This is a genomic window from Paracoccus marcusii (genome assembly GCF_006151785.1).
Taxonomy (GTDB): Bacteria; Pseudomonadota; Alphaproteobacteria; order Rhodobacterales; family Rhodobacteraceae; genus Paracoccus; species Paracoccus marcusii.
Genome location: NZ_VDDD01000008.1, coordinates 18225 through 42537 on the forward strand (window position 1 = coordinate 18225; position 24313 = coordinate 42537).

The window sequence follows — 24313 nt, forward strand, 5'->3', positions numbered from 1 at the left end:
GAGAGGGCAGGCCGGGCCGCAGGCTCACATCGCCGCCAACTGCGTCAGCGCGGCCTGCAGGCGGGCGATGTCGTCCGCCAGCGCGGCCAGCTTGCCCGTGGTCTCCTCGATCACCTCAGCATCGGCATTCTCGACGAACTTGGGGTTCGACAGGCGCTTGGACAGGCCGTCGGCATCCTTGCGCAGCTTGGCCTCCGCCTTCTGCAGCCGCGCGGTCTCCGCCGCCACGTCGATCACGTCGCCGATGGGCAGCGCGAAGCTCGCCCCCTGCACCGACACCGCGATCATCCCCTTGCCCGCCACGCCATCGACGGGCGCGTTGACGCGGGCCAGCCGCTCGATCAGAGGGCCGTTGGCGGCCAGCGCCGCGCGGGCCGCGGCGTCCGCCTCGGTCACGACCAGGTCCAGCTTGGCGCCCGCCGGCACGCCCATCTGGGCGCGGGCGGACCGCACGCCTTCGATCAGCGCGATGACCCAGTTCATCTGCCGGTCGGCCTCTGCGTCGATCAGGTCGGCGCCCAGTTCCGGCCAGTCGCCATGGACCAGCATGCGGTCGCGGTCCCCGGTCAGCGCCCACAGCTCCTCGGTGACGAAGGGCATGATCGGGTGCAGCATGGCAAAGCACTGGTCCAGCACCCAGCCCATCGTGGCCCGCGTCTCCTCGGCATGCTCGCCGTCGAACAGCGGCTTGGCGAATTCCACGTACCAGTCGCAGACCTTGCCCCAGACAAAGGCGTAAAGCCCCGTCGCCGCATCGTTGAAGCGATAGGCGGCCAGCGCCTCGTCGACAGCCATCAGGATGCGCGCCGTCTCTCCGATGATCCAGCGGTTCACGGTATGGCTGGGCTGCGGACGCACCCCGCCGCCGCGCACGCCGTTCATTTCCGCGAAACGGGTGGCGTTCCAGATCTTGGTGACGAAGTTGCGGTTCACCTCGACATGCTTCGGCCCCAGCTTGGGGTCGCGACCCATCGCCGCCATGCTGGTCAGCGTGAAGCGCAGCGCATCCGCGCCATAGGCGTCCACCAGCGTTAGCGGGTCGATGACATTGCCCTTGGACTTGGACATCTTGGCGCCCTTCTCGTCGCGCACCAGCCCGTGGACATAGACGGTCCTGAACGGCACATCGCCCACGACCTCCAGCTGCATCATCATCATCCGGGCGACCCAGAAGAAGATGATGTCGAAGCCCGTGACCAGCACGTCGGTCGGGAAATACTTCTTCAGCTCCTCGGTCGGCTCGGGCCAGCCAAGCGTCCCGATGGGCCACAGGCCCGAACTGAACCAGGTATCCAGCACATCCGGGTCGCGTGCGATCCAAACGTTGTTGATTGTCATGGGACCGTCCGCCGGACCACCACCGCCCGCGGAAGGCAGCGACAAGCGTTGGACGTTCTCAGACTTCGACTCCATCCGCTCAGCTTGAACCGTGATCGACCGGCCATATTTCTCCGCGTATCGCGATATGGCTAGATCAATCGCCTCGGCCTCACTCGCCGCGCAAAATTGTTCGCCCCACAAATCGACGACTTCGCCATCCTCGTTCAGAGATGGCCCGTACCAAACCGGGATCTGGTGGCCCCACCACAGCTGGCGGCTGATGGTCCAGGGCTCGATGTTCTCGAGCCAGTTGAAATAGACCTTCTTGTGCTGCTCGGGCAGGATCTCCGTTCGGCCCGACCGCACGGCCTCCAGCGCGGGTTCGACGATGCGCGCGGTGTCCACGAACCACTGGTCGGTCAGCATCGGCTCGATCACGACGCCGGACCGGTCGCCAAAGGGCTGCATGATCGGCTTGGCGTCGATCACGGGACGGCGTTCCAGATGCTCGGCGCCGGTTTCGGGCTCGATCTCACGGTGCAGATAGGTGACGGCCAGGCCCTCGGCGGTGATCGCATCGATCACGCGCTTGCGGGCGTCGAACCGGTCCAGGCCGCGCAGGTCGTCGGGCACCAGGTTCACGGCGGTGACGTCGCCCACATCCTCGCCCGCGGCGGCGCGGGAGGCGATGGCGGCGCTGTCGGCATAGGACAGCCCGTCGGCGCGCATCGCGCCCTTGCCGTCCATCAGCGCATAAAGCGGGATGCCGTTGCGCATCGCCACGCCATAGTCGTTGAAATCATGCGCGCCGGTGATCTTGACCGCGCCGGACCCGAAATCGGGGTCGGGGTATTCGTCGGTGATGATCGGGATCAGGCGGCGGTGTTCCTTGGGGCCGACCGGGATCTCGACCAGCTTGCCGACGATGGGGGCATAGCGCGCGTCTGACGGATGCACGGCAACCGCGCCGTCGCCCAGCATGGTCTCGGGGCGGGTCGTGGCGATGCTGATGTAATCGCGCGTCTCGCGCAGGGTCACGCGGCCGTCTTCGTCGCGTTCCACGTATTCATAGGTCTCGCCACCGGCCAGCGGGTACTTGAAGTGCCACATGTGGCCCGGAACCTCGCGGTTCTCGACCTCCAGGTCGCTGATCGCGGTCTCGAAATGCGGGTCCCAGTTCACCAGCCGCTTGCCGCGATAGATGATTCCCTTGGTGTAGAGATCCACGAAGACCCGGATCACCGCGTCATGGAAATTGCCCTCCTCGCCCGCGGGCGCGCCCGGGGCCCCGGACATGGTGAAGGCATTGCGGCTCCAGTCCGCGCTGGCGCCAAGGCGCTTCAGCTGGTTGATGATCGTGTCGCCGGATTCCCGCTTCCAGTCCCAGATCTTGGCGGTGAAGGCCTCGCGCCCGATCTCGCGCCGGCCGGGTTCGCCCCGTTCGGCCATGCGGCGTTCGACGACCATCTGGGTGGCGATGCCCGCATGGTCCTGACCCGGCTGCCACAGCGTGTCAAAGCCCCGCATCCGGTGCCAGCGGACCAGGATGTCCTGCAGCGTGTTGTTCAGCGCATGGCCGATATGCAGGCTGCCGGTGACGTTGGGGGGCGGGATCATCACGGTGAAGGTTTCCGACCGCCGGGCAGCGGCCCCGGCGGCAAAGGCGTTCCGGCGTTCCCATTCGGCCGCGATCCGGGCCTCGGCATCCGCCGCGTCAAAGCTTTTGTCCATCGTCATCGCATCACCCCATCTGTTGCAGCGGGATTAGCGAATGCGGGGCCAAAGGCCAAGCCCGTCGGCACCGGGCATGTCATCCGGGGCGGTTCGCGGCCGGGCCCGTCAGCGCAGGTCCACGATGGGGGCAAAGCCGCCCCAGAACATGCGCGCGCCGTCAAAGGGCATGTCGGCCATGTCGGGGTGGTCCTCTGTCATCATCGCGGCCCATGCGGCATCCGCGGTGGCGCGGTCGGGCCATTCGATCCAGGACAGCACCGGGATCTCGTCGCCGATGGCCTCGGTCGCGCGATAGAAATCGGTGCGCTTGCCGTGGGGCACGTCCTCGCCCCAGCATTCGACCAGGCGCAGCGCGCCGTGACGCTTGAACGCCGGCCAGGCCCTGGTCGCGTGATCGGCATATTCGTCGCGCTTGTCCGCGGGCACGGCCAGCACGAAGCCGGAATAATAGCTCATCGTATCCTCCCTTGCGTCGGTGCGCACAGTGTCCGCCCGCAGGGGATTCGAGGCAACAGGCGTCGCGCCTAGACGGCGCGATCCAGCTTTGTCGCCAGGTGGATCAGGCTTTCGGACGACCGCACGCCCTCGATCCCGCCGATGCGGTCCAGCGTTTCGTCCAGTTCGGTTGTCGAGGATGTGGCCAGCTGCAGCAGCAGGTCGACCCGGCCGCTGGTGGTGTGCACACGCTCGACCTGGGGCAGGGACTTGAGCCGCGACAGCACGCCGGGCTGGGCACGGGGCTCGATGCCCAGCAGGACGGTGGCGCGGATGCGGGCCCCGCGCGCGGCCTCTCCCAGGCGCAGCGTGTATCCGGCGATGGCACCGGTGCTCTCCAGCCGCTCCAGCCGGGCCTGCACGGTCGAGCGCGCGACGCGCAGGCGGCGGGCCAGCACCGCCACCGACATGCGCGCGTCGCCCGACAGCTGCGCCAGAATGTTGCGATCCAGATCGTCCAAAGCCGCGCCTGCCTGCCTGTTTCGTCAAAATGACATGAACTGCGTCATAATAACCGGGATGACATGCGATTCTAGCCTTTTCATCGGTGAAATCGGAACTCAAAAGCGCCATTCCGGGTTGCAGGACCGCAACCCATCATCCAGCCTCGTGCGAAAGGAACCGCAATGGGACAACAGAAGACCGTCTGGGAAAATCCGGCCGAGGTCATCCGACATCTGGCCCCGGAACATCCGGTCATGGTCTTCGCGCCGACAGTCTTGCAGGACCGTGCGCGGCAATTCATCGACGGTTTTCCGGGGCTGGTGACCTATGCGGTCAAGTCCAACCCCGACGAGGCCGTGATCCAGAACCTTGTCGCCGCCGGCATCCGCGGTTTCGACGTGGCCTCGCCCTTCGAGATCGACCTGATCGGCCGCATGGCGCCGCATGCTGCGCGCCATTACCACAATCCCGTCCGCGCAAGGTCCGAGATCGCGCACGGCGTGTCCCAGAACATCCGCGCCTGGTCCGTGGACAGCCGGTCCGAACTGGACAAGCTGTTCGATCAGGTGCCGACCCAGGTCGACGGCAAGGGGGTCGAGATATCGCCCCGCTTCAAGCTGCCGGTGCTGGGCGCGGCCTATGACTTCGGCTCCAAGTTCGGTGCATCGCCCGAACTGGCGGCCGAGCTGCTGGCAGAGGTCGCGCGCCGTGGATACGTCCCGTCGCTGACCTTCCATCCGGGCACGCAATGCACCGACCCGATCGCATGGGAAAGCTATATCCGCGTATCCAAGGACATCTGCGACATGGCGGGCGTGCGCGCGGTGCGCCTGAACGTGGGCGGCGGTTTCCCCTCGCACCGCGTCGTGGGCGTCGAGCCCGACCTGACCTCGATCTTCCAGGAGATCTCCGACACCGTGACCGAGATGTTCGGCGCCGACGCGCCCGACCTGGTCTGCGAACCGGGCCGCGGCATCGTGGCCGACGCCTATGCGCTGATCACCCGGGTCAAGGGCGTGCGCGACGGCGGTCACGTGTTCCTGAACGACGGCGTCTATGGCGGCCTGGCCGAGCTGCCGATCATCGGCAACATCGACCGCATCGAGGTCCTGACCCCCAAGGGCACCCCGCGCGAGGGCGAGGCCGGCGGCCGCGTCATCTTTGGCCCGACCTGCGATTCGGTCGACCGCCTGCCGGGCGAACTGGCGCTGCCCGACACGATCCAGGAAGGCGATTTCGTGATCTTCCACGGCGCGGGCGCCTATTCGACGGTCACGAACACGCGATTCAACGGTTTCGGCGCGATGACCAACGCGACCGTGATGCGGCTGTCGTAACGGTTTGCTCATGCCCCCATGCTAGGCTTGGGGGCATGAGCGTGACCAGACCACCCACCATCCATGTCGTGCTGATGGACGGCACCTTCGCGTCGCTGGCCGATGGCAGGCGCAGTTCCATCGGCCGCATCCACCGCCTGCTGACGGGCCAGCTGGGCGCCCTGCCGCCCGGACGCATTCGCGTCCATTACGGCATGGGACAGCAATGGACCCGATGGCGCACGCTGCCCGACCTGGTCATGGGCCGCATCCTGGAAACCCGCATCACCGATGCCTATGGCTGGCTGGCCAGCGGCTATCGCCCCGGCGACCGGATATTCATGCTGGGCTATTCCCGCGGGGCCTTCGCGGTCCGCAGCCTGGCGGGGATGATCAGCCGCGTGGGCCTGCTGCAGGCGCAGGCGGCGACCGAACGCCACATCCGGCTGGCCTGGCGCTATTACCACCAGGGGGGCACGCCGCAGGCGATGGCCGCGTTCCGGCGCAGGCGCTGTCATGCGCAGGCGCCGATCCGCATGGTCGGCTGTTTCGATACCGTGATGGCCCTGGGCCTGCGCCTGCCGGTGCTGTGGATGCTGACGGAACCGCGGTTCCGCTTTCACGACGCGCATCTGGGGCAGGGGATCGAGCACGGGTTCCAGGCCCTGGCCCTGGATGAGACCCGCGCCGCCTTTGCGCCGCTGCTGTGGGACGATGCCCATGCGGCGGGCCGGATCGAGCAGATGTGGTTTCGCGGCGCGCATCCCGACATCGGCGGACAGCTGTCCGGGTTCGAGATGTCGCGGCCCTTGGCGAACATCCCGCTGGTCTGGATGCTGGATCGGGCCGAACAGGTCGGCCTGCCGTTGCCGCCCGGATGGCGGGGGCTGTTTCCGGGAGATGCCGCGGCGCCGTCAATCGGGTCGTGGCGCAATTGGGGCAAGGCGTTCCTGGCGCGCACGCCCCGCCTTGCCGGCCGCTACATGACCGAGGCGCTGCATCCGACGGTGCCAAGACCCGTTGCCGGCCCGGCCCGCCTGACCGGACACCTGACTGCGCACCGCCCGCCGCGTCGCAGATCGCCCGCCACCATCGCCGCGCGCTGGCGCCGCCCGCCCGTCGATCCGGCCTAAGGGGTGGTCAGGCCACGGCCTCCAGCCCGGCCTTGGGGCGCACACCCAGGGCGGCGCAGACGTCGCGGGTCAGTTCGGGACGGTTCAGCGTATAGAAATGCAGCTGGTCCACGCCGCCCGCGATCAGCTTTTCGCACAGGTCCACCGACAGGTCGGTCGCAAGCGCACGCTGTGCGTCGGGGCCGTCCAGGGCCGCAAGCTGGAACGCCTCCTCGGCCCAGTCCGGGACGGTGGTGTTGCAGGTCGCGGCGAACCGCTTGGTCCCGGCCCAGCTTTGGACCGGCAGCAGGCCGGGGATGATCGGCGCGTCGATGCCGGCCGCGACGCATTTGTCGCGAAAGCGGAAAAAGGTTTCGGGTTCGAAGAAGAACTGCGTGATGGCGCTGGTGGCCCCGGCCTCGATCTTGCGCTTCAGCCAGGTCACGTCGGCATCGCCATCGGCGCTGTCCGGGTGCGGTTCGGGATAGGCACCGCAGCGGATCGTCATGTCGCCGCGCGCGGCGATCGCCTCGATCAGTTCGACCGAGTTGGCGAAGCCGTCGTCATGCGGGGTGAAGCGGTCGGCCCCCTTGGGCGCATCGCCGCGCAGCGCCACGATCTGGGTGATCCCGGCATCGGCATAGGACTGCACGATCTCCATCGTCTCGGCGCGGGTGGCCTCGACGCAGGTCAGATGCGCCGCCACCTGCAACCCGAACTGGCGGTTGATCGTGGTCACGGCCTCATGGGTCAGCTTGCGGGTCGTGCCGCCGGCGCCATAGGTGACCGACACGAAATCGGGGGCCAGCGGGGCCAGCACCTTGGCGGTCTCCCACAGCTTGAACGAGGCTTCCAGCGTCTTGGGCGGGAAGAACTCAAAGCTGACGTTCGGCGTGGTCATGGCGAATCCCTTCGTGTTGGCGGCTCTTGTGCCATGGGGCACGGCGTGAAACAAATTCATAATCTTCAACATCAACGTGAGGGCGTTTCATCATGCATCTGGAACTGCGCCATCTGCGCACCGTGCATGCGATCCACGAACAGGGCGGCCTGGCCCGCGCCGCCGAGGTGCTGAACATCACGCAGAGCGCGCTGTCCCACCAGGTCAAGGCGCTGGAGGAGCAGTCGGGTGCCCAGCTGTTCGTGCGTCGCGCCAAGCCCATGCGCCTGTCCGCCGCGGGCATGCGCCTGCTGCGCCTGGCCGAACAGGTCCTGCCCCTGGTCGAGGCGACCGAGGCAGAGTTCAAGGGCGTCGAGGCCGGGCGCATCGGCCGGTTGCACATCGCGATGGAATGCCACGCCTGCTTTGACTGGCTGCTGCCGGTCTTGGATATCTTTCGCCGCGCCTGGCCCGACGTGGACGTGGACATCCGCCAGCGCCTGGCCTTTGGCGCGCTGCCCGCGCTGGTGCGCGAGGAGGTGGACCTGGTGATCTCCTCGGACCCCGAGGATCTGGCGGGCGTCACCTTTCAGCCGCTGTTCGACTATGCGCCGACCCTGGTCGTGCCGGCGGGACATCCGCTGGCGGCCAAGGGCCATGCCGATCCCGCCGATCTGGCCGCCGAGACGCTGATCACCTATCCGATGGACCGCGCACGGCTGGACGTCTTCAGCCAGTTCCTGACGCCCGCGAACATCGAACCCGCGCGCCAGCGCACGGTCGAGCTGACCGCGGTGGCGCTGATGCTGGTGGCATCGGGGCGGGGCGTCGCGGTCATGCCGGACTGGGTCCTGCGGCGCGAGGCCGCGAACCCGGAACTGGTGCTGCTGCCGCTGGGGCCGCAGGGGATCCGCCGCCGTCTGTACGCGGCGGTGCGGTCGGACGACCTGTCGCAGCCCTACATGGCGCATGTGCTGCGCCTGTCGCGCACCGAACCCCTGCGGATGCTGCGCGGCCCGTCCAGCTAGGCCGGCGCGTGATGCTTGGCTTTCCGCCGCGTCTGCCCTATGACGCGGCCAACCCCAATTCCCGGAGCACCCGATGGCAAGCGCCAATCTGAACGTGATGATCAAGGCCGCCCGCAAGGCGGGTCGCGCCCTCGTCAAGGACTTCCGCGAGGTCGAGAACCTTCAGGTCAGCGTCAAGGGCGCCGGCGATTTCGTCACCCGCGCCGACCGCGAGGCCGAACGCCTGATCAAGGAAGAGCTGATGACCGCCCGCCCCAGCTATGGCTGGCTGGGCGAGGAGACCGGCAAGACCGAGGGCGACGACCCCACCCGTCGCTGGATCGTGGACCCGCTGGACGGGACGACGAACTTCCTGCACGGCCTGCCGCACTGGGCCGTCTCCATCGCGCTGGAGCACAAGAAGGAGATCGTCGCCGCGGTTATCTTCGACGCCGCCAAGGACGAGATGTTCGTGGCCGAAAAGGGCACCGGCGCCTATATGAACGATCAGCGCCTGCGCGTGTCGGGCCGCACCAAGCTGTCCGAATCGGTGTTCTCGACCGGGATCCCGCATGCCGGGACCGGCCCGCTGCCCGCGATGATCCAGGATCTGGCCCAGCTGATGCCCGTCTGTGCGGGCGTGCGCGGTTTCGGGTCCGCGGCGCTGAACCTGGCCTATGTCGCCGGCGGCCGGTTCGACGGCTATTGGGAACGCGGCACGAAATCCTGGGACGTGGCCGCGGGCATCCTGATGGTGCGCGAGGCCGGCGGTTTCGTCCACGGCATCCGCGAGGGCGACGATCCGCTGGAATCGGGTCGCCTCATCGCGGCGAACCCCACCCTGCTGGACCCCTTCGCCAAGATCATCCGCGCCCGCGACTAGGCTGCAACAGGTCAGGGTTGCAGACCATGCAACGCTGACCCTCGCTTGACCTTGCGGAATGGCGGGCGCAACAGGGGGCAACCCTGAAGGCGCCCGCTTATGTCCGACGACCGACCGACCCAGCCCTATGCCGCATCCGCCGCCGTCGCGGCGCCGCCCCCGGTTCCGCCGCAGGGGCAGGCCCCCGTCCGCGACCGCACCGGCCTTGCCATCGCCATGATGTGCGCGGTCAGCCTGATCTTCGCCTTCCAGGACGTGTTCTCTCGCATCCTGGGCGGGGGCTATCCGCCGGTGCTGATCGTGATGATCCGGTACTGGGTCTTTGCGCTGTTCGTGATCGCGCTGGTCGCACGCCAGCCGGGCGGGTTGAAACGCGCCATCCGCACGAAACGCCCCCTGACCCAGATCGCCCGCGGCGTGATCCTGGCGCTGGAGGTGCTGATCATGGTCGAGGCCTTCGTCCGCCTGGGCCTGATCGAGACGCATGCGGTCTTTTCCGTCTATCCGCTGCTGGTCGCGGCCCTGTCCGGGCCTGTCCTGGGCGAGGCGGTCGGATGGCGGCGCTGGACCGCCATTGCGGTGGGCTTTGCCGGGATCATCGTGATCCTGAACCCCGGCGGCGGGGTCATCAGCATGGCGGCGCTGCTGCCCTTTGCGGCCGCGCTGATGTTCGCGCTGTACGGCCTGCTGACGCGACATGTGTCGCGCGACGATCCGGCGATGGTCAGCTTTTTCTGGACCGGCGTGTCGGGGGCGGTGGCCATGACGCTGGTGGGCATCTGGGACTGGCAGTGGCTGGCACCGATGGACTGGGTCTGGATGGGCTGCCTGTGCGTCTGCGGCATGACCTCGCATTACCTGATGATCCGCAGCTATGAGCTGGCCGAGGCGTCGGCCCTGCAGCCCTTCGGCTATACGCAGCTGGTCTGGGTCAGCATCCTGGGCGTGGTCCTGTTCAACGAGACGCTGCGCGCCAACGTGGTGATCGGGGCAGCGATCGTCGTCGCGGCCAGCCTGTTCACTCTGTGGCGACAGCGGATGCGGTCGCGCTGAACCAGCCTTCGGGCAGGCGCGGTCCGATGAAGGGCTTGGGCCGCGGCTTGGCCGACAGGGCCAGCGTCAGCCGCGCCGGCGGGGGCGGCACCGCACCGCCGCCCGACAGGTCCCACCGGGTGACGACCGGCGCGGGCGTGCCATGGATGCGTGCACGATAGATCGGCAGCGCCTCGGCAACGCGCATGACGTAATTGCGCGTCTCGTCGAAGGGGATCATCTCGACCCAGTCCACGGGATCGGCATCGCGGCGCAGGTCGCCGAAATCGTTCAGCCAACGCGCGGACCGCCCCGGCCCGGCATTGTAGCCCGCCGCTATCAGCGCCACGGACGGGCCGAACCGGTCGGCCAGGTCGATCAGGTATTGCGACCCGATCCGCGCGTTGTAGCTGGCATCGCTGGACAGCCGCGCCAGGTCATAGGGCATGCCGATCTGGCGCGTGACCTGTTCGGCGGTGCCGGGCATCACCTGCATCAGCCCCTGCGCGCCGACGGGGCTGGAGGCCGTGTGGTTGAATTCGGATTCCTGCCGCGCGATGGCCATGACCAGTTCCGGCGGCGGACCCAGATCCTCGCGCTCCAGCCCGGTCAGGGGGAAATGTGCGACGGGCCAGATCACGCCCTGGTTCGCCGACTGCTTGGCCAGGCGCAGCCCGTGCCAGGGGGTCCCGGCCTCGTACATCAGGCGCGACATGCGGGCGATGTCGTCGGGGGCCGCGGTTTCCGCCAAGTGCAGCAGAAAGCGCTGCGCATCGTCGCGCCGTCCGCTGGCAACCAGCCACAGGCCTGCGCGAAAGATCGGATTCTCGCGCAGCGCACTGCCGCGCCAGTCGGGCAGGGTGTCGATGGCCGCGTCGGCCACGGCGTAATCGGCGGGCAGGCTGCGGCCGACCTTCTCCATCGCCAGCTGACCGTAATAGGTGCCGGGCAGGTCGGCTGCGGCACCAAAGGCCGTGCGTGCGGCGGCATCGTCGCCCAGGGCCTCATGCGCGCGACCCTGCCAGTAGAAGGCGCGCGACTTGCTGATCGCGGCGCCGACGACGGTTTCCAGATGGTCGAAATGCGTCAGCGCGCGGGCCGCATCGCCGGTCTTCAACGCGGCAAAGCCCGCCAGCCATTCCAGGTCGGCGTAATGGCGGTTGTCGGGCGTCAGGAAATGCGGCGTGGCCAGGCGCAGCGCGCGGTCCCAGTCGCCGTTCCGCATGGCCAGCCGCGTGTAATCCACCCGCATCGACGCCCATCGCGCCGGAACGCGCAGCGCCTCCGCGCTGGTCGAGGATTCCAGCAGCAGGGCCTGGGCGCCCTCATGCTGCTTTGCGCCCACGCGCCAGTCGAAGCGGTCCATCGCCAGGCCCGGATCGGAGCGCAGGTCGGCAGGCAGCGCCAGGATCAGGTCGTCGACGCCGGCACGGCCCGCCTGCACGGCGATCCGGGCGCGGGGCAGGGGGCGGTCGGCCTCGGGCAGGCGGGGCAGCAGGCGTTCGGCCTGTGCCCATTCCCCCGCATCCAGCATCGCGGTGATGCGCGCGGGGATCAGCGGCAGCAGTTCGGGAAAGGCGGCCAGCAGGGCGGCCTCGTCCTCGGCCGGCAGGGGTTGCGTGGTGAAGAAGGCCTGGCGGGTCCGGGCGGCATCGGCGTCGGGCAGGATCGCGGTCAGCGCGTTCAGGCCGGCCCGCGTGGTGGGGCTGCGGCCGTCGAACCACAGGCGGATGTCGTCGGGATCGGCGCCGGGGCGCAGCCGCGTCTCTCCGCGCTGGATCAGCAGGTCGAGGCCGGGCCAGTCGGGATGGTTGCGCAGAAAGCCCGCGTAATCGGCGAAATCGCCGTGGCCTGCGCGCAGGGCGTGCCAGCCGACCAGCGCCTCGCCCAGGGGGCCTGCGGCGCGGGCGGCGTCGCGTGCGGTCACCCAGTCCTGGACCTGGGTCGCGGCCAGGGCCAGCGCCATCGCGCCCGGATCCTCGGCCCGTGCGGGCAGGGCCAGGGACAGGGCCAGAAGGCCCGCCATCGTCATGTCACGCAGAAGTCGCATCACCACCCTGTGTCACCGTCAAACGCCCCGCGTGCAATTCACAACCTTGGCAAGTTCGCGGCCCTTGGTTAGGGATGGCCGCGCAATTGCCTGCTTTCACCAAGGATCATCATGGAGCGTGTCATGTTCAAAGGGTCGATGCCAGCCCTGGTCACGCCGTTCACCCCGGACGGCGAGCTGGATCTGGACACGCTGAAGAAGCTGGTCGAATGGCATGTCGAACAGGGCAGCCACGCCATCGTGCCCGTGGGCACCACCGGCGAAAGTCCCACCCTGACCCATGACGAGCATCGCACCGTCATCGAGGAGGTGGTGCGTGCGGTGAACGGTCGCATCCCGGTCATCGCGGGTGCCGGGTCGAACTCCACGCGCGAGGGCATCGGCCTGCTGCAGCACGCGGCCAGCGTGGGCGCGGATGCGGGACTGGTCGTCACGCCCTATTACAACAAGCCGACGCAGGCGGGGCTGATCGCGCATTACACCGCGCTGACCGAGGCCTGCGATCTGCCGATCATCATCTACAACATCCCCGGGCGGTCGGTTGTCGACATGATGCCCGAGACGATGGGCGTCCTAGCGAAGATCCCCTCGATCATCGGGGTCAAGGACGCGACCGGCAAGCTGGAGCGCGTGAGCTGCCAGCGCATGACCTGCGGGGCGGACTTCATCCAGCTGTCCGGAGAGGATGCGACGGCCCTGGGCTTCAACGCGCATGGCGGCGTGGGCTGCATCAGCGTGACCGCGAACGTCGCGCCGCGCCTGTGCGCGCAGTTCCAGGAGGCCACGCTGCGCGGCGATTACGCGGCGGCGCTGGAGATCCAGGACCGGCTGATGCCGCTGCATCTGGCGATCTTCGTCGAGCCGGGGCTGGTGGGCGCGAAATACGCGATGTCGCGCCTGGGCCTGTGCCATGAGCGGGTGCGCCTGCCGCTGACGCCGCTGACCGAACCGACGCGCCATCTGATCGACGCGGCGCTGGAGCATGCGGGCCTGATCTGAGTGCGTCCCGCGACGGCGGGGGGCCAGCCCCCCGCACCCCCCGGTGTCGCGCGGTGCCGGTGTCTTAGCTGAGACCCAGGCCGGCCCGCATCATCATCCGGCGCACGGGCGCGATTCCGTACAACCCGCCCAGAGCCGCGGCGCGCAGGTCGCGCAGCGGGCGCAGCTGCGCCTGGCTGGCGCGATTCAGGGCGTCGATGGCCAGGATGCGTGCATAGGCGTCCGGACGGCGCGTGCGGTTGTAGCGGGCAAGGCTGTCGGCGCTGCCCGGATCGGCGCGGCTGAGCTCCAGCAGCGCCGAGAGGTCGGCCAGGCTCATGTTCAGGCCCTGCGCGCCGATGGGGGGCAGGACATGCGCGGCCTCGGCGATCAGCGCGGTGCGGGGGCCGGCGAAGCGGTCGGCGATCTGGCTGACGATCGGCCAGGCGGTCAGGGGGGTCGCCTGGCGCAGGTGGCCCAGCACCCCGGCGGAGCGGTCGTTCAGCGCGGCTTCGAAGCCTGGGGCGGGCAGGGCCAGCAGCGCGTCGATGGCGGCGGCGTCGTCCATCCAGACCACGGCCGAACCGGGCTGTCCGTCGCGGTCGGGCAGGGGGACCAGCGTGAAGGGCCCGCCGGAGCGGTGCACCTCGGTCGAGACGTTGTGGTGGGGCTGTTCATGCGTCACGGCAAAGGCCAGCGCCTTTTGCCCATAGCGCCAAGTGCGCACCCCGATGCCCAGGGCGCGACGGACCGCCGAATCGCGGCCATCCGCGCCAATCAGCAGGCGGGCGCGCAGGCGGCGGCCGTCGGTCAGGGTCACGACCGCACCTTCGGATCGGGGCAGGACCGTCGCCGTGCCAGTGCCGTGGATCACCCGGACCGAGGGCAGGGCGCGGGTGCGGGCCATCAGCTCGCGCCGCATCAGCCAGTTGGGCAGGTTCCAGCCAAAGGGCTGGTCGCCGATCTCGGCCGCGTCGAAGTCGCGGGTCAGGCGCGGCGTGGCGGTGGCGCCCCCGGCATCGACGATGCGCATCACCTGCAACGCGGTGGCGTGGCGGGCGAGGCGCTCCCACAGCCCGATGCGTTCGAAAAGCGCGACCGAGGGCATCAGGAAGGCGGTCGAGCGCAAGTCGGCGCCCGCCGCGTCCTCCTCCGTCACCGGGGGGGCGGGATCGACGCAAAGGACCGAGAACCCTTGGGCCCCGAAGGCGCAGGCGGCGATCAGCCCGGCCAACCCGCCGCCCGAGATCAGGATGTCGATGTCGTCGATGCGCGTGTCGGTCATGGCAGGCCCCTTCGGTTCCGGGTCAGACTGCCCCGCCGCGCGGGCGGGGGAAAGGGGCGGCGCTGTCGCAGTCAGACCAGCGCGCGCAGAAAGCCGGTCAGGTCATGGGTGCGGTGCTGGACATGCGGGCCGACCCCCCCGGTCAGCGCGTCGGGCCCGTGGCGACCGTCGCCCACCAGCACGGTGCGCATGCCCAGGTCGTGCGGCACGATCAGGTTGCGCGGGTCATCCTCGAAGAACGCGGCCCGCGTGGGGTCGATGCCGGACGCGGCCAGGATCGGCGCATAGGCGCGCGGGTCGGGCTTGGGGTGAAAGCCCGCCTCCTCGATGCCGTATACGGCGTCGAACAGGTCCTCGGGCAGGGCGCGGGCGGCCAGCACGCGGCGGGCATAACCCGCGTCGCCATTGGTGTGGATGATCCGCCGTCCCGGCAGGGCCGCGATGGCCGCGGCCAGGTCCGGGTCGGGGGTCAGCACCGAAAAGTCGATGTCGTGCACGTCGGCCAGATAGGCCGCGGGATCGACCTGATGTTCGGCCATCAGCCCGGCCAGCGTGGTGCCGTGCAGCCGCCAGTAATCCGCGCGCAGGCGGTTCGCATGATCCTGCGGCACGTCCAGCGCGCGCATCATCCAGGCGGTCATCCGGACCTCGATCTGCGCGAAAAGCTGCGCCTCGGGCGGGTAGAGGGTGTTGTCCAGATCGAAGATCCAGGCGGTGACATGCGAAAAATCCATGGCAGAGGCATAGCTTGCGCGCTGGCCGCTTGCAATTCGGCGCGCGCGGGCCAATCGTTCGCGGATGAAAGACGCCTATTCCCTGATCCTGACCGCCATCGAGGGCGGCACATACCGCCCTGGCGACCGGCTGGTCGAATCCGAGCTGGCCGAGCGGTTCGGCGTCAGCCGCACCCCCGTGCGCGAGGCGCTGCAGCGGCTGGAGACCCAGGCCATGCTGGTGCGCGACGGGCGCAGCCTGATCGTCGCATCGCTGGACCACAACCAGTTGGCCGAGCTGTACACCGTGCGGGCGGAGCTGGAGGCGCTGGCCGCCCGCCTGGCTGCCCGCCACGCGACGCCCGAGGAGGTGCGCGTGCTGGCCCAGATGGTCGAGGAGGACCGCCGCACCAAGGGCGACCCCGAGGCGCTGGCGCGGGCCAACAAACGATTCCACCGGCAGATCCATCTGGCATCGCACAACCGCTATCTGGTGCAGCAGCTGGACCTGGTGCATCGGACCATGGCGCTGATGGCGCGGACCTCGCTGGCCGCCGAGGGGCGGGGCGAGACCGCGCTGGCCGAACATGCCCGCATCGTCGAGGCGATCGCGGCAGGGGACGGGGCGGCGGCGGACCGCGCACTGCGCCAGCATATCTCGATGGCGTGGGAGACGCGGCTGAAGCTGGAGGCGCAGGCGGGTGGCTGAGCCGCGCCTGATCCTGACGCAGGCCGACATCGACGAAGGGGCCGCGCATCTGGCGGCCGTCTGCCCGGTCTGGGCGCGGGTGCTGCCCCAGCTTGGCCCGCTGCCCTTGCGCCGCCAGCCGGACGGGTTCGCGGCGATGGCGCAGGCCATCGTGGGCCAGCAGGTCTCGGTCGCGGCGGCGGCGGCGATCTGGGGGCGGCTGCAGGCCGCGGGGCTGGACCGGGAGGCGACCCTGCGAGAGGCCCATGACGACAGCCTGCGTGCCGCGGGGCTGTCGCGTCCCAAGGCGCGCTATCTGAGGGGGATCGCCGCGGCGGGGCTGGACTGGCAGGGCCTGCGCGATCTGCCCGATGATGAGGCCATGGCGCGGCTGGTGGCCCTGCCGGGCATCGGGGTCTGGACGGCCGAGATCTATCTGAAATTCGCACTGGGCCGCCGGGATGTTTTCGCGGCGGGCGACCTGGCACTGCAGAAGGCGGCGCGCGGCATGTACGGCTTGTCCGAACGGCCCGGGCCCAAGGCGCTGCGCGCGCTGGCCGAGCCTTGGGCACCGTGGCGCGCGGTTGCGGCGCGGGGGCTCTGGGCCTATTACCGCTGGGCCAAAGGACGCGAGGGAATATCATGACTGAACCGCTGCAATCCGCCCGCCGGGGCCCCGAGAAGGCCGGATCGGTCGTCGTCTTCCTGCACGGCTATGGCGCCGACGGGACAGACCTTCTGGGCCTGTCCGAGCCGCTGGCGCCGCATCTGCCCACGACGGCCTTCTATGCGCCCGACGCGCCCGAGCCGTCGCGCAACAATCCGATGGGGTTCCAGTGGTTCCCGATTCCCTGGCTGGACGGATCGTCCGAGGTCGATGCCCGCATCAGCATGGGCCAGTCGGTGACTGCGCTGAACGAATTCCTGGACACCGTGCTGGCCGCCGAGGAGCTGACCCCCGACCGGATGGTGCTGGTGGGCTTTTCCCAAGGCACGATGATGGCGCTGCACGTGGCCCCGCGCCGCGACGTGGCCGTGGCGGGGGTCGTCGGATTTTCGGGCCGCCTGCTGACCCCCGAGGTCCTGGCGGAGGAGGCGCGGGTCAAGCCGCCGGTCCTGCTGATCCATGGCGACCAGGACGAGGTGGTGCCCTTCGACGACATGTCCCTAGCCGGCCAGACCCTGCAGGAGGCGGGATTCACCGTCTATGGCCACGTGATGCAGGGGACCGGGCACGGCATCTCTCCGGACGGGTTGTCGGTCGCGCTGGCCTTTCTGAAGGAGCATCTGCCCGACTGATCGCGGGGTCGTCACGCTGCTGTCATCCTGGGCGTCTATGGGATGGTCCGTCGGGAATAGATGCGGGGGCTTGCCAGATCACCGCCGCCAGATATAGTCGACGCAACGGATCTGACGGGCGCCCCGGTCAACCCCACGGGGCAGACGGGAAGGCGCTATGCTGGACGACCATCTTCATTCCGATTTCCGAACGCAGTTCGTGCGCGAGCCGGCCAACCTGCGCCATTTCCCGGCGCTGGTCCTGAATGCCGACTACCGGCCGCTGTCCTATTACCCGCTGTCGCTGTGGCCGTGGCAGGAGGCGATCAAGGCGGTGTTCCTGGACAGGGTGACCATCATCGCCGAATACGACCACGAGGTGCGAAGCCAGCGACAGGCGTTCCGCATCCCCTCGGTGGTGGTGCTGAAGGATTTCGTCCGACCCCAGAAGCGCGTGGCATTCACGCGCTTCAATCTTTTTCTGCGGGACGAATTCTGCTGCCAGTATTGCGGGGCCAAGGGCGATCTGACCTTCGACCATGTCGTGCCGCGGTCGCGCGGCGGGATCACCAGCTGGGAGAACGTGGTCGCGGCCTGTTCGCCCTGCAACCTGAAGAAGGCCAACCGCAGCCTGCGCCATTCCGGCATGCAGCTGCGCAAGCCCGCGCGCCGACCGTCGGCGGACGAGATGCATGCGATCGGGCGGCGCTTTCCGCCGAACCATCTGCACGACAGCTGGATGGACTTCCTGTATTGGGACGCCGAACTGGACAGCTGAGCGATCAGCCGTCGTGATCGTGGCGGTCGCGGTTGTTCAGATGCACCAGCACCGCACCGCTGAGCGCAAGCAGCAGGAAGGCGATCGGGGGAACGCCCGCCGACAGCCCTGCCCACAGCGTCACCGCGGCGGCCAGGATCGTCACGGCGATCAACGCGAGGAAATGGGTCAGCGGCATGGGACACTCCTTCTCCTGACATCCAATATGGGCCGCATGGGTCGGGTTGGGAAGGCCATGCGGAGAATGCGCGACGTTTTGACGGGGACGGGGCGGGATCGCGCCGAGATCCGGCGTCTTGACCGGGGGAATCAGGCGTCCTAGATGGGGCGGCAGAGGACGACCTCCCCCTGACGGGCTGACACTTCCGGGACGGCCCGGATCATTCGGAGGGTTCAGCCATGCCATGGCTTCTTCTGTTCACGGCCGGTCTTCTGGAAATCGTCTGGGCGACGGCGATGAAATATTCGGCCGGCTTCACGCGCCCCATCCCTACCATCGTGATGGTCGTCGGCATGATCGCGTCGTTCTGGCTGCTGGCGACGGCGATGCGGTCGCTGCCCCTGGGGACGGCCTACATGGTCTGGACGGGCATCGGCGCGGTGGGCAGCTTTGTCGTGGGCGTGGTGTTTCTGGCAGAACCCGTCACCGCGATGCGCATGGCGGCGGCGGGGATGATCGTCGCGGGCATCGTCACGATGAAGCTGGCCTCCTGACAGGCCCGATGGCGGGGCGCGCTTGCGTCCCGCGACGGCCGGGGGCGCTGCGCCCCCCGGACCCCCCGCCGCGTCGCGCCCTGCCGACAGAAAACCGCGAAATTCCCGCGTCGGGGGTAATTTCCTTCCGCGCCGAGGGGTGATAGACGCAATGCCAGCCAAAGGAGATCCGCCATGCCCGCCTATCGTTCCCGCACCACCACCCATGGCCGCAACATGGCCGGCGCACGGGGCCTGTGGCGCGCGACAGGCGTGAAGGACAGCGATTTCGGCAAGCCGATCATCGCCATCGTCAACAGCTTCACCCAGTTCGTGCCCGGCCATGTCCACCTGAAGGACCTGGGCCAGCTGGTCGCCCGCGAGGTCGAGGCAGCCGGGGGCATCGCCAAGGAATTCAATACCATCGCGGTCGATGACGGCATCGCCATGGGCCATGACGGCATGCTGTATTCGCTGCCCTCGCGCGAGGTCATTGCCGATTCGGTGGAATACATGGTCAATGCGCATTGCGCCGACGCAATGGTCTGCATCAGCAACTGCGACAAGATCACGCCGGGCATGCTGATGGCATCGCTGCGCCTGAACATCCCCACCGTCTTCGTGTCGGGCGGGCCGATGGAGGCCGGCAAGGTCGTGCTGCAGGACGGTCGCGTCAAGGCGCTGGACCTGGTCGATGCCATGGTCGCGGCGGCCGATGATTCGGTCAGCGACGAGGATGTGCAGGTGATCGAACGGTCGGCCTGCCCGACCTGCGGGTCGTGTTCGGGGATGTTCACGGCCAATTCGATGAACTGCCTGACCGAGGCCCTGGGCCTGTCCCTGCCGGGCAACGGATCGACCCTGGCGACCCACGCCGACCGCAAGCGGCTGTTCGTCGAGGCGGGCCACCTGATCGTCGACCTGGCCAAGCGCCATTACGAGGGTGACGACTTCAGCGTCCTGCCCCGCAACGTGGCCAGCTTTGCCGCCTTCGAGAATGCGATGACCTTGGACATCGCGATGGGCGGATCGACCAACACCGTCCTGCACCTGCTGGCCGCGGCGCATGAGGCCGAGATCGACTTTACCATGTCCGACATCGACCGCCTGTCGCGCAAGGTGCCGGTGCTGTGCAAGGTCGCGCCCGCGAAATCGGACGTGCACATGGAGGACGTCCACCGCGCCGGCGGCATCATGGCCATCCTGGGCCAGCTGGACCGCGCCGGGCTGCTGGACACCTCGGTGGGCAGCGTCCATTCCGGCACGCTGGCACAGGCGCTGGACCGGTGGGACGTGTCGCGCACGACCGCGGCGTCGGTGCACGATTTCTTCCGCGCGGCGCCGGGCGGGGTGCCGACGCAGACCGCGTTCTCTCAGGCGAACCGCTATGACGACGTGGACCTGGACCGCGAGACGGGCGTGATCCGGTCGTCGGAGCACGCGTTCTCGCGCGATGGCGGGCTGGCGGTGCTGTACGGCAACCTGGCCGAGGACGGCTGCATCGTGAAGACGGCGGGGGTGGACGATTCGAACCTGACCTTCGAGGGGCCCGCGCATATCTTTGAAAGCCAGGACGACAGCGTCAGTGCCATCCTGACCGGCAAGGTCAAGGCCGGAGAGGTCGTACTGATCCGCTATGAAGGACCGCGCGGCGGGCCGGGGATGCAGGAGATGCTGTATCCGACCAGCTATCTGAAATCCAAGGGCCTGGGCAAGGAATGCGCGCTGGTGACCGACGGGCGGTTCTCGGGCGGGTCTTCGGGGCTGTCGATCGGCCATGTCTCTCCCGAGGCGGCCGAGGGTGGCACGATCGGTCTGGTCGAGCAGGGCGACCTGATCCGCATCGACATCCCGAACCGCAAGATCGAGCTGGTGGTCGACGACGCGACCCTGGCCGCCCGCCGCGCCACCCGCGATGCGGAAGGCTGGAAGCCCGCCAAGCCGCGCAAGCGCAAGATCACCACCGCCCTGCGCGCCTATGCGGCGATGACCACAAGCGCGGCAAAGGGCGCCGTCCGGGTGATCCCGGAGTAAGTGGCGGGGCGCCGGTCACCTGGCGCCCTCCAAGTCGCCGATCAGCGCCTCCATCTCGGCGATCTCGCGGCGCTGCGTCTCGATGATGCCATCGGCCAGCGCGCGGACGCGGGCGTCGGTGATCTTTGCCCGGGTGCTGGTCAGGATGGCGATGGAGTGATGCGGGATCATCGCCTTCATCCACGATACCTGGTCCACCGTCGCCTGACTGCGCACCATCGCGACGCCCAGGCCAAGGACGACGGCCGCCCCCGCCAGGGCCGCGACATTGGCGCGGCGGTTCGCGAACATCCCCCACATCGCGACCAGCATCACGATCGCCATCCCGCCCCCCATATACAGGGCCATCCAGGCGCGGGTCTGACTGAACCGGACATGCGACAGATCCCAGGTGTTCAGATACATCATCGCGAACATCGCAACGGTCGAGACGGCGATGGTCGCCAGAAAGCGGGCATGGGTCATGGCATGGCCTTTCATAAGAAGTGCCTGCCCCCAACAGGGGATCCACGCCGATGTTCCCTCAGCCCAAGGGACCGGGGCGGCGTTCCTCTGACAGCATCACGTTCGCCTCAACCTGGCCCACGCCGGGCAGGGTCATGATGCGGCGGCGCAGGATGCGTTCGAAATCACTGATGTCGCGAGCGGTGATTCGCAGCCGGTAGTCGAACTGGCCCAGGACGTGCTGGACCAGCTGCACCTCGGGGATGGCGGTGACGGCGCGTTCGAAATCCTCAAGCCCGGTGCGGCCCTTGGCGGCCAGCTTGATCCCCAGGAACACGGTCACGCCAAAGCCGAGCGCGGCCGGGTCCAGCACCACGCGCCGGCCGGCGATCACGCCCTGATCCGTCAGCCGCCGGATGCGCCGCCATGCGGCAGGCTGGCCGATGCCGACCGCGCGCCCGATATCGGCGGCGCTGGTAGTCGCGTCGCGTGCCAGCGCCCGCAGGATGGCCAGATCGGTCGCGTCCAGGTCGGTCACAGGGCCAGATCCTCGCTGTCCTTGATGGTCGCGACCAGCATCAGCGCGTCCAGTTCGGCAATATGCGGCAGGGTCAGGATGCGGTCGCGATAGACCTGCTGCCAATGCGCCATGTCGCGGGCGATGACCGAGGCGCGCCAGTCGACGCTGCCCAGGAAGGACTGGATCTCGATCACCTCGGGGACCTGGCGCAGGGCTGCGACGAACTCGTCGAAGGCGCGCGGGTTGGTCTTGTCCAGCGTGAAGCGCAGGCTGACCTCGACCGCCCAGCCCATCGCGCGCCAGTCGATGCGGGCCTGCACGCCGCGCAGGACGCCCGCCTCGCGCATCCGCTCCATCCGTCGCCACAGGCTGGCCGCGGTGACGCCCGCGCGTTCGGCCAGCGTTGCATTGGCGGCGGCGGGATCGGCCAGAAGCTGGCGCAGGATGCGGCGATCGGTTGGGTCGGGCATGAAAGTCATGAGATTGGCATTATCATGGCATGATCTTTTCGCAAGATGCCTGAACTATTGATCGAATGCGGAGGTTCGAACCCGGTCCACAGGTTAGAACGGTATCGGCAAATCGAAAGGACTTCCCCATGCGCGTTTACTATGACCGCGATTGCGACGTGAACCTGATCAAGGACGCCAAGGTTGCGATCCTGGGCTATGGCAGCCAGGGCCATGCCCACGCCCTGAACCTGCGCGACAGCGGTGCCAAGAACGTCGTCGTGGCCCTGCGCGAGGGCAGCCCGTCCGCCAAGAAGGCCGAGGGCGAGGGCCTGAAGGTCATGGGCATCGCCGAAGCCGCCGCCTGGTGCGACGTCATCATGTTCACCATGCCCGACGAACTGCAGGCCGAGACCTACAAGAAGTACGTCCATGACAACCTGCGCGAAGGCGCGGCGATCGCCTTTGCCCACGGCCTGAACGTGCATTTCGGCCTAATCGAGCCCAAGCCCGGCGTCGATGTCATCATGATGGCGCCCAAGGGCCCCGGCCACACGGTGCGCGGCGAATACACGAAGGGCGGCGGCGTGCCCTGCCTGGTCGCGGTGCATCAGAACGCCTCGGGCAAGGCAATGGATATCGGCCTGTCCTACTGCTCGGCCATCGGTGGCGGCCGGTCGGGCATCATCGAGACCAACTTCCGCGAGGAATGCGAGACGGACCTGTTCGGCGAACAGGCGGTCCTGTGCGGCGGCCTGGTCGAACTGATCCGCATGGGCTTCGAGACGCTGGTCGAGGCCGGCTACGAGCCCGAAATGGCGTATTTCGAGTGCCTGCACGAGGTCAAGCTGATCGTCGACCTGATCTACGAGGGCGGCATCGCGAACATGAACTACTCGATCTCGAACACGGCCGAATACGGCGAATACGTGTCCGGCCCGCGCATCCTGCCCTATGACGAGACGAAAGCCCGCATGAAGGCCGTCCTGCGCGACATCCAGACCGGCAAGTTCGTGCGCGATTTCATGCAGGAGAACGCCGTCGGCCAGCCGTCGTTCAAGGCGACGCGCCGCATCAACGACGAGCATCAGATCGAACAGGTCGGCGCCAAGCTGCGCGAGATGATGCCCTGGATCTCCAAGGGCAAGATGGTCGACCGCGCGCGCAACTGATCTGTCGAAGCCGGGGGTTTCACACCCCCCCCCGGACCCCCGTGGGGTATTTGGGCAAAGAAGATGTCATTCTCCTTTGTCCAAATACCCTGGGGGGAGTCCGAAGGACGGGGGGCAACGCCCCCCTTCCTCATGCCTGCAGCTTGTCCTGCGTCTTCGTCTGGAAATCCGACGCGTCATGGCGTTCATGCAGCTGTTTCGCGGGATCGCCGGACACGTTGTTCACCATGATGCCACGCTGAACCGCCGGGCGCGCCGCGATCTCGGCCTGCCAGCGATGCAGGTTGCGATAGCTTTCGGCATCCAGGAAGGTCGCCGCATCGCCGTAGGCGCCCCCCGTGATCAGTCGCCCGTACCACGGCCAGATCGCCATGTCGGCGATGGTGTAGTCGTCGCCCGCGATGAAGCGGCTATCGGCCAGGCGCCTGTCCAGCAGGTCAAGCTGACGTTTGACCTCCATCGTGAACCGGTCGATCGCGTATTCGATCTTGGTGGGTGCATAGGCGTAGAAATGCCCGAAGCCGCCGCCCAGATAGGGGCCCGCGCCCATCTGCCAGAACAGCCAGTTCAATGTCTCGGTTCGTGCGGCGGAATCCGTGGGCAGGAAGGCCCCGTATTTCTCGGCCAGGTACAGCAGGATGGATCCTGATTCGAAGACCCTCTGCGGGGGGCTGACCGAATGGTCCATCAGTGCGGGGATCTTGCTGTTCGGGTTCGCCGCGACGAAGCCGCTTCCGAACTGATCGCCGTCACCGATCTTGATCAGCCACGCGTCATATTCGGCGTCATGGCCGGCCTCCAGCAGCTCCTCCAGCAGGATCGTGACCTTCTGTCCGTTGGGCGTTGCCAGCGAATAAAGCTGCAGCGGATGCTGGCCCACGGGCAGGTCGCGGTCATATTGGGCCCCGGCGGTGGGCTTGTTGATGCTGGCGAACTGGCCGCCATTCTCCTTGCCCGGGGTCCAGACCTTGGGCGGGGTATAGTCGTCGCTCATCGGGATGTCCTGTG

25 protein-coding genes are annotated in these 24313 nt (G+C 68.1%); 13 read left to right on the top strand and 12 right to left on the bottom strand.

All coding sequences use genetic code 11. From position 1 onward, the window contains the following. Positions 1–24: 24 nt before the first annotated feature. The 3 genes from FHD68_RS02595 to FHD68_RS02605 form a co-directional block, all read right to left on the bottom strand. Positions 25–3057: a valine--tRNA ligase gene (locus FHD68_RS02595; RefSeq protein WP_127897856.1), complete on the bottom strand. Its 3033-nt coding sequence runs from the start codon at positions 3055–3057 to the stop codon at positions 25–27. A gap of 102 nt (positions 3058–3159) precedes the next feature. Next, the gene (locus FHD68_RS02600) at positions 3160–3510 is read right to left on the bottom strand and encodes a DUF1428 domain-containing protein (protein ID WP_127897857.1); all 351 of its coding nucleotides are present in this window, start codon (positions 3508–3510) and stop codon (positions 3160–3162) included. Positions 3511–3578: 68 nt separating this feature from the next. Continuing rightward, positions 3579–4010 carry an Lrp/AsnC family transcriptional regulator gene (locus FHD68_RS02605; protein ID WP_045981087.1) on the bottom strand — a complete coding sequence of 144 codons (432 nt, stop codon included), beginning with the start codon at positions 4008–4010 and terminating at the stop codon, positions 3579–3581. Positions 4011–4175: 165 nt separating this feature from the next. Between FHD68_RS02605 and FHD68_RS02610 the strand changes: the two genes are divergently transcribed. Together FHD68_RS02610 and FHD68_RS02615 are read left to right on the top strand one after the other, a co-directional pair. Then, positions 4176–5330: a type III PLP-dependent enzyme gene (locus tag FHD68_RS02610; RefSeq protein WP_127897858.1), complete on the top strand. Its 1155-nt coding sequence runs from the start codon at positions 4176–4178 to the stop codon at positions 5328–5330. Between the two features lie 35 nt (positions 5331–5365). Beyond that, positions 5366–6442: a DUF2235 domain-containing protein gene (locus FHD68_RS02615; RefSeq protein ID WP_127897859.1), complete on the top strand. Its 1077-nt coding sequence runs from the start codon at positions 5366–5368 to the stop codon at positions 6440–6442. A gap of 7 nt (positions 6443–6449) precedes the next feature. Here the strand turns inward: FHD68_RS02615 and metF are convergent, their stop codons facing one another. After that, positions 6450–7322 (bottom strand): methylenetetrahydrofolate reductase [NAD(P)H], encoded by an 873-nt coding sequence (gene metF, locus FHD68_RS02620; RefSeq protein ID WP_045981089.1) that lies wholly within the window; start codon positions 7320–7322, stop codon positions 6450–6452. A gap of 92 nt (positions 7323–7414) precedes the next feature. On the opposite strand from metF, the gene FHD68_RS02625 reads away from it, so the two are divergent. The 3 genes from FHD68_RS02625 to FHD68_RS02635 all read left to right on the top strand — a co-directional run bounded on the left by FHD68_RS02625 (position 7415) and on the right by FHD68_RS02635 (position 10244). After that, complete coding sequence (locus FHD68_RS02625) at positions 7415–8329, top strand: LysR family transcriptional regulator (protein WP_045981090.1); 915 nt, start codon at positions 7415–7417, stop codon at positions 8327–8329. 73 nt (positions 8330–8402) lie between these two features. Next, complete coding sequence (locus FHD68_RS02630) at positions 8403–9191, top strand: inositol monophosphatase family protein (RefSeq protein WP_045981091.1); 789 nt, start codon at positions 8403–8405, stop codon at positions 9189–9191. Positions 9192–9290: 99 nt separating this feature from the next. Next, positions 9291–10244: a DMT family transporter gene (locus FHD68_RS02635; protein ID WP_127897861.1), complete on the top strand. Its 954-nt coding sequence runs from the start codon at positions 9291–9293 to the stop codon at positions 10242–10244. Here FHD68_RS02635 and FHD68_RS02640 read toward each other — a convergent pair. Beyond that, positions 10210–12273: a lytic transglycosylase domain-containing protein gene (locus FHD68_RS02640; protein ID WP_127897862.1), complete on the bottom strand. Its 2064-nt coding sequence runs from the start codon at positions 12271–12273 to the stop codon at positions 10210–10212. The genes FHD68_RS02635 and FHD68_RS02640 overlap by 35 nt on opposite strands. Before the next feature lie 123 nt (positions 12274–12396). Here FHD68_RS02640 and dapA point away from each other — a divergent pair, with 123 nt between their 5' ends. Further along, positions 12397–13272, top strand: coding sequence for a 4-hydroxy-tetrahydrodipicolinate synthase (gene dapA / locus FHD68_RS02645; protein WP_046000330.1), 876 nt, complete (start codon positions 12397–12399; stop codon positions 13270–13272). A 64-nt stretch (positions 13273–13336) separates the two neighbouring features. Here the strand turns inward: dapA and FHD68_RS02650 are convergent, their stop codons facing one another. Both FHD68_RS02650 and FHD68_RS02655 read right to left on the bottom strand, forming a co-directional pair. Continuing rightward, entirely contained in the window at positions 13337–14536 is a 1200-nt protein-coding gene (locus FHD68_RS02650) for a UbiH/UbiF family hydroxylase (protein WP_127897863.1), read from the bottom strand. Between the two features lie 71 nt (positions 14537–14607). Beyond that, positions 14608–15270, bottom strand: coding sequence for a pyrimidine 5'-nucleotidase (locus FHD68_RS02655; protein ID WP_045981093.1), 663 nt, complete (start codon positions 15268–15270; stop codon positions 14608–14610). Positions 15271–15334: 64 nt separating this feature from the next. Here FHD68_RS02655 and FHD68_RS02660 point away from each other — a divergent pair, with 64 nt between their 5' ends. From FHD68_RS02660 to FHD68_RS02675, 4 genes are all read left to right on the top strand, one after another. After that, positions 15335–15958 (top strand): GntR family transcriptional regulator, encoded by a 624-nt coding sequence (locus FHD68_RS02660; RefSeq protein ID WP_045981094.1) that lies wholly within the window; start codon positions 15335–15337, stop codon positions 15956–15958. Beyond that, positions 15951–16583, top strand: coding sequence for a DNA-3-methyladenine glycosylase family protein (locus FHD68_RS02665; RefSeq protein WP_127897864.1), 633 nt, complete (start codon positions 15951–15953; stop codon positions 16581–16583). Before FHD68_RS02660 ends, FHD68_RS02665 begins: the two co-directional genes overlap by 8 nt. Next, a complete protein-coding gene (locus tag FHD68_RS02670; protein WP_045981096.1) occupies positions 16580–17236 on the top strand; it encodes an alpha/beta hydrolase in 657 nt (218 codons plus the stop codon). Before FHD68_RS02665 ends, FHD68_RS02670 begins: the two co-directional genes overlap by 4 nt. Positions 17237–17393: 157 nt before the next feature. Further along, positions 17394–17993, top strand: coding sequence for an HNH endonuclease (locus FHD68_RS02675; protein ID WP_045981097.1), 600 nt, complete (start codon positions 17394–17396; stop codon positions 17991–17993). A gap of 4 nt (positions 17994–17997) precedes the next feature. Here FHD68_RS02675 and FHD68_RS18865 read toward each other — a convergent pair whose 3' ends face one another. Beyond that, a complete protein-coding gene (locus FHD68_RS18865; protein ID WP_164871395.1) occupies positions 17998–18171 on the bottom strand; it encodes a TMEM199/VMA12 family protein in 174 nt (57 codons plus the stop codon). A 221-nt stretch (positions 18172–18392) separates the two neighbouring features. Between FHD68_RS18865 and FHD68_RS02680 the strand changes: the two genes are divergently transcribed. Together FHD68_RS02680 and ilvD are read left to right on the top strand one after the other, a co-directional pair. Next, entirely contained in the window at positions 18393–18707 is a 315-nt protein-coding gene (locus FHD68_RS02680) for a DMT family transporter (RefSeq protein WP_045981098.1), read from the top strand. A 174-nt stretch (positions 18708–18881) separates the two neighbouring features. After that, positions 18882–20720 carry a dihydroxy-acid dehydratase gene (ilvD, locus tag FHD68_RS02685; protein ID WP_127897865.1) on the top strand — a complete coding sequence of 613 codons (1839 nt, stop codon included), beginning with the start codon at positions 18882–18884 and terminating at the stop codon, positions 20718–20720. Between the two features lie 15 nt (positions 20721–20735). Here ilvD and FHD68_RS02690 read toward each other — a convergent pair whose 3' ends face one another. From FHD68_RS02690 to FHD68_RS02700, 3 genes are read right to left on the bottom strand one after another with little or no spacing between them, the layout of a single operon-like run. After that, the gene (locus FHD68_RS02690) at positions 20736–21185 is read right to left on the bottom strand and encodes a DUF305 domain-containing protein (protein WP_127897866.1); all 450 of its coding nucleotides are present in this window, start codon (positions 21183–21185) and stop codon (positions 20736–20738) included. A 58-nt stretch (positions 21186–21243) separates the two neighbouring features. Continuing rightward, entirely contained in the window at positions 21244–21702 is a 459-nt protein-coding gene (locus FHD68_RS02695; protein ID WP_045981100.1) for an Lrp/AsnC family transcriptional regulator, read from the bottom strand. Further along, positions 21699–22154: an Lrp/AsnC family transcriptional regulator gene (locus tag FHD68_RS02700; RefSeq protein ID WP_045981117.1), complete on the bottom strand. Its 456-nt coding sequence runs from the start codon at positions 22152–22154 to the stop codon at positions 21699–21701. The genes FHD68_RS02695 and FHD68_RS02700 overlap by 4 nt, the downstream gene beginning before the upstream one ends. Positions 22155–22282: 128 nt before the next feature. On the opposite strand from FHD68_RS02700, the gene ilvC reads away from it, so the two are divergent. Further along, positions 22283–23305 (top strand): ketol-acid reductoisomerase, encoded by a 1023-nt coding sequence (ilvC, locus tag FHD68_RS02705; RefSeq protein WP_045981101.1) that lies wholly within the window; start codon positions 22283–22285, stop codon positions 23303–23305. Between the two features lie 130 nt (positions 23306–23435). Here the strand turns inward: ilvC and yghU are convergent, their stop codons facing one another. Continuing rightward, complete coding sequence (gene yghU / locus FHD68_RS02710) at positions 23436–24299, bottom strand: glutathione-dependent disulfide-bond oxidoreductase (RefSeq protein WP_167550351.1); 864 nt, start codon at positions 24297–24299, stop codon at positions 23436–23438. Positions 24300–24313 lie beyond the last annotated feature (14 nt).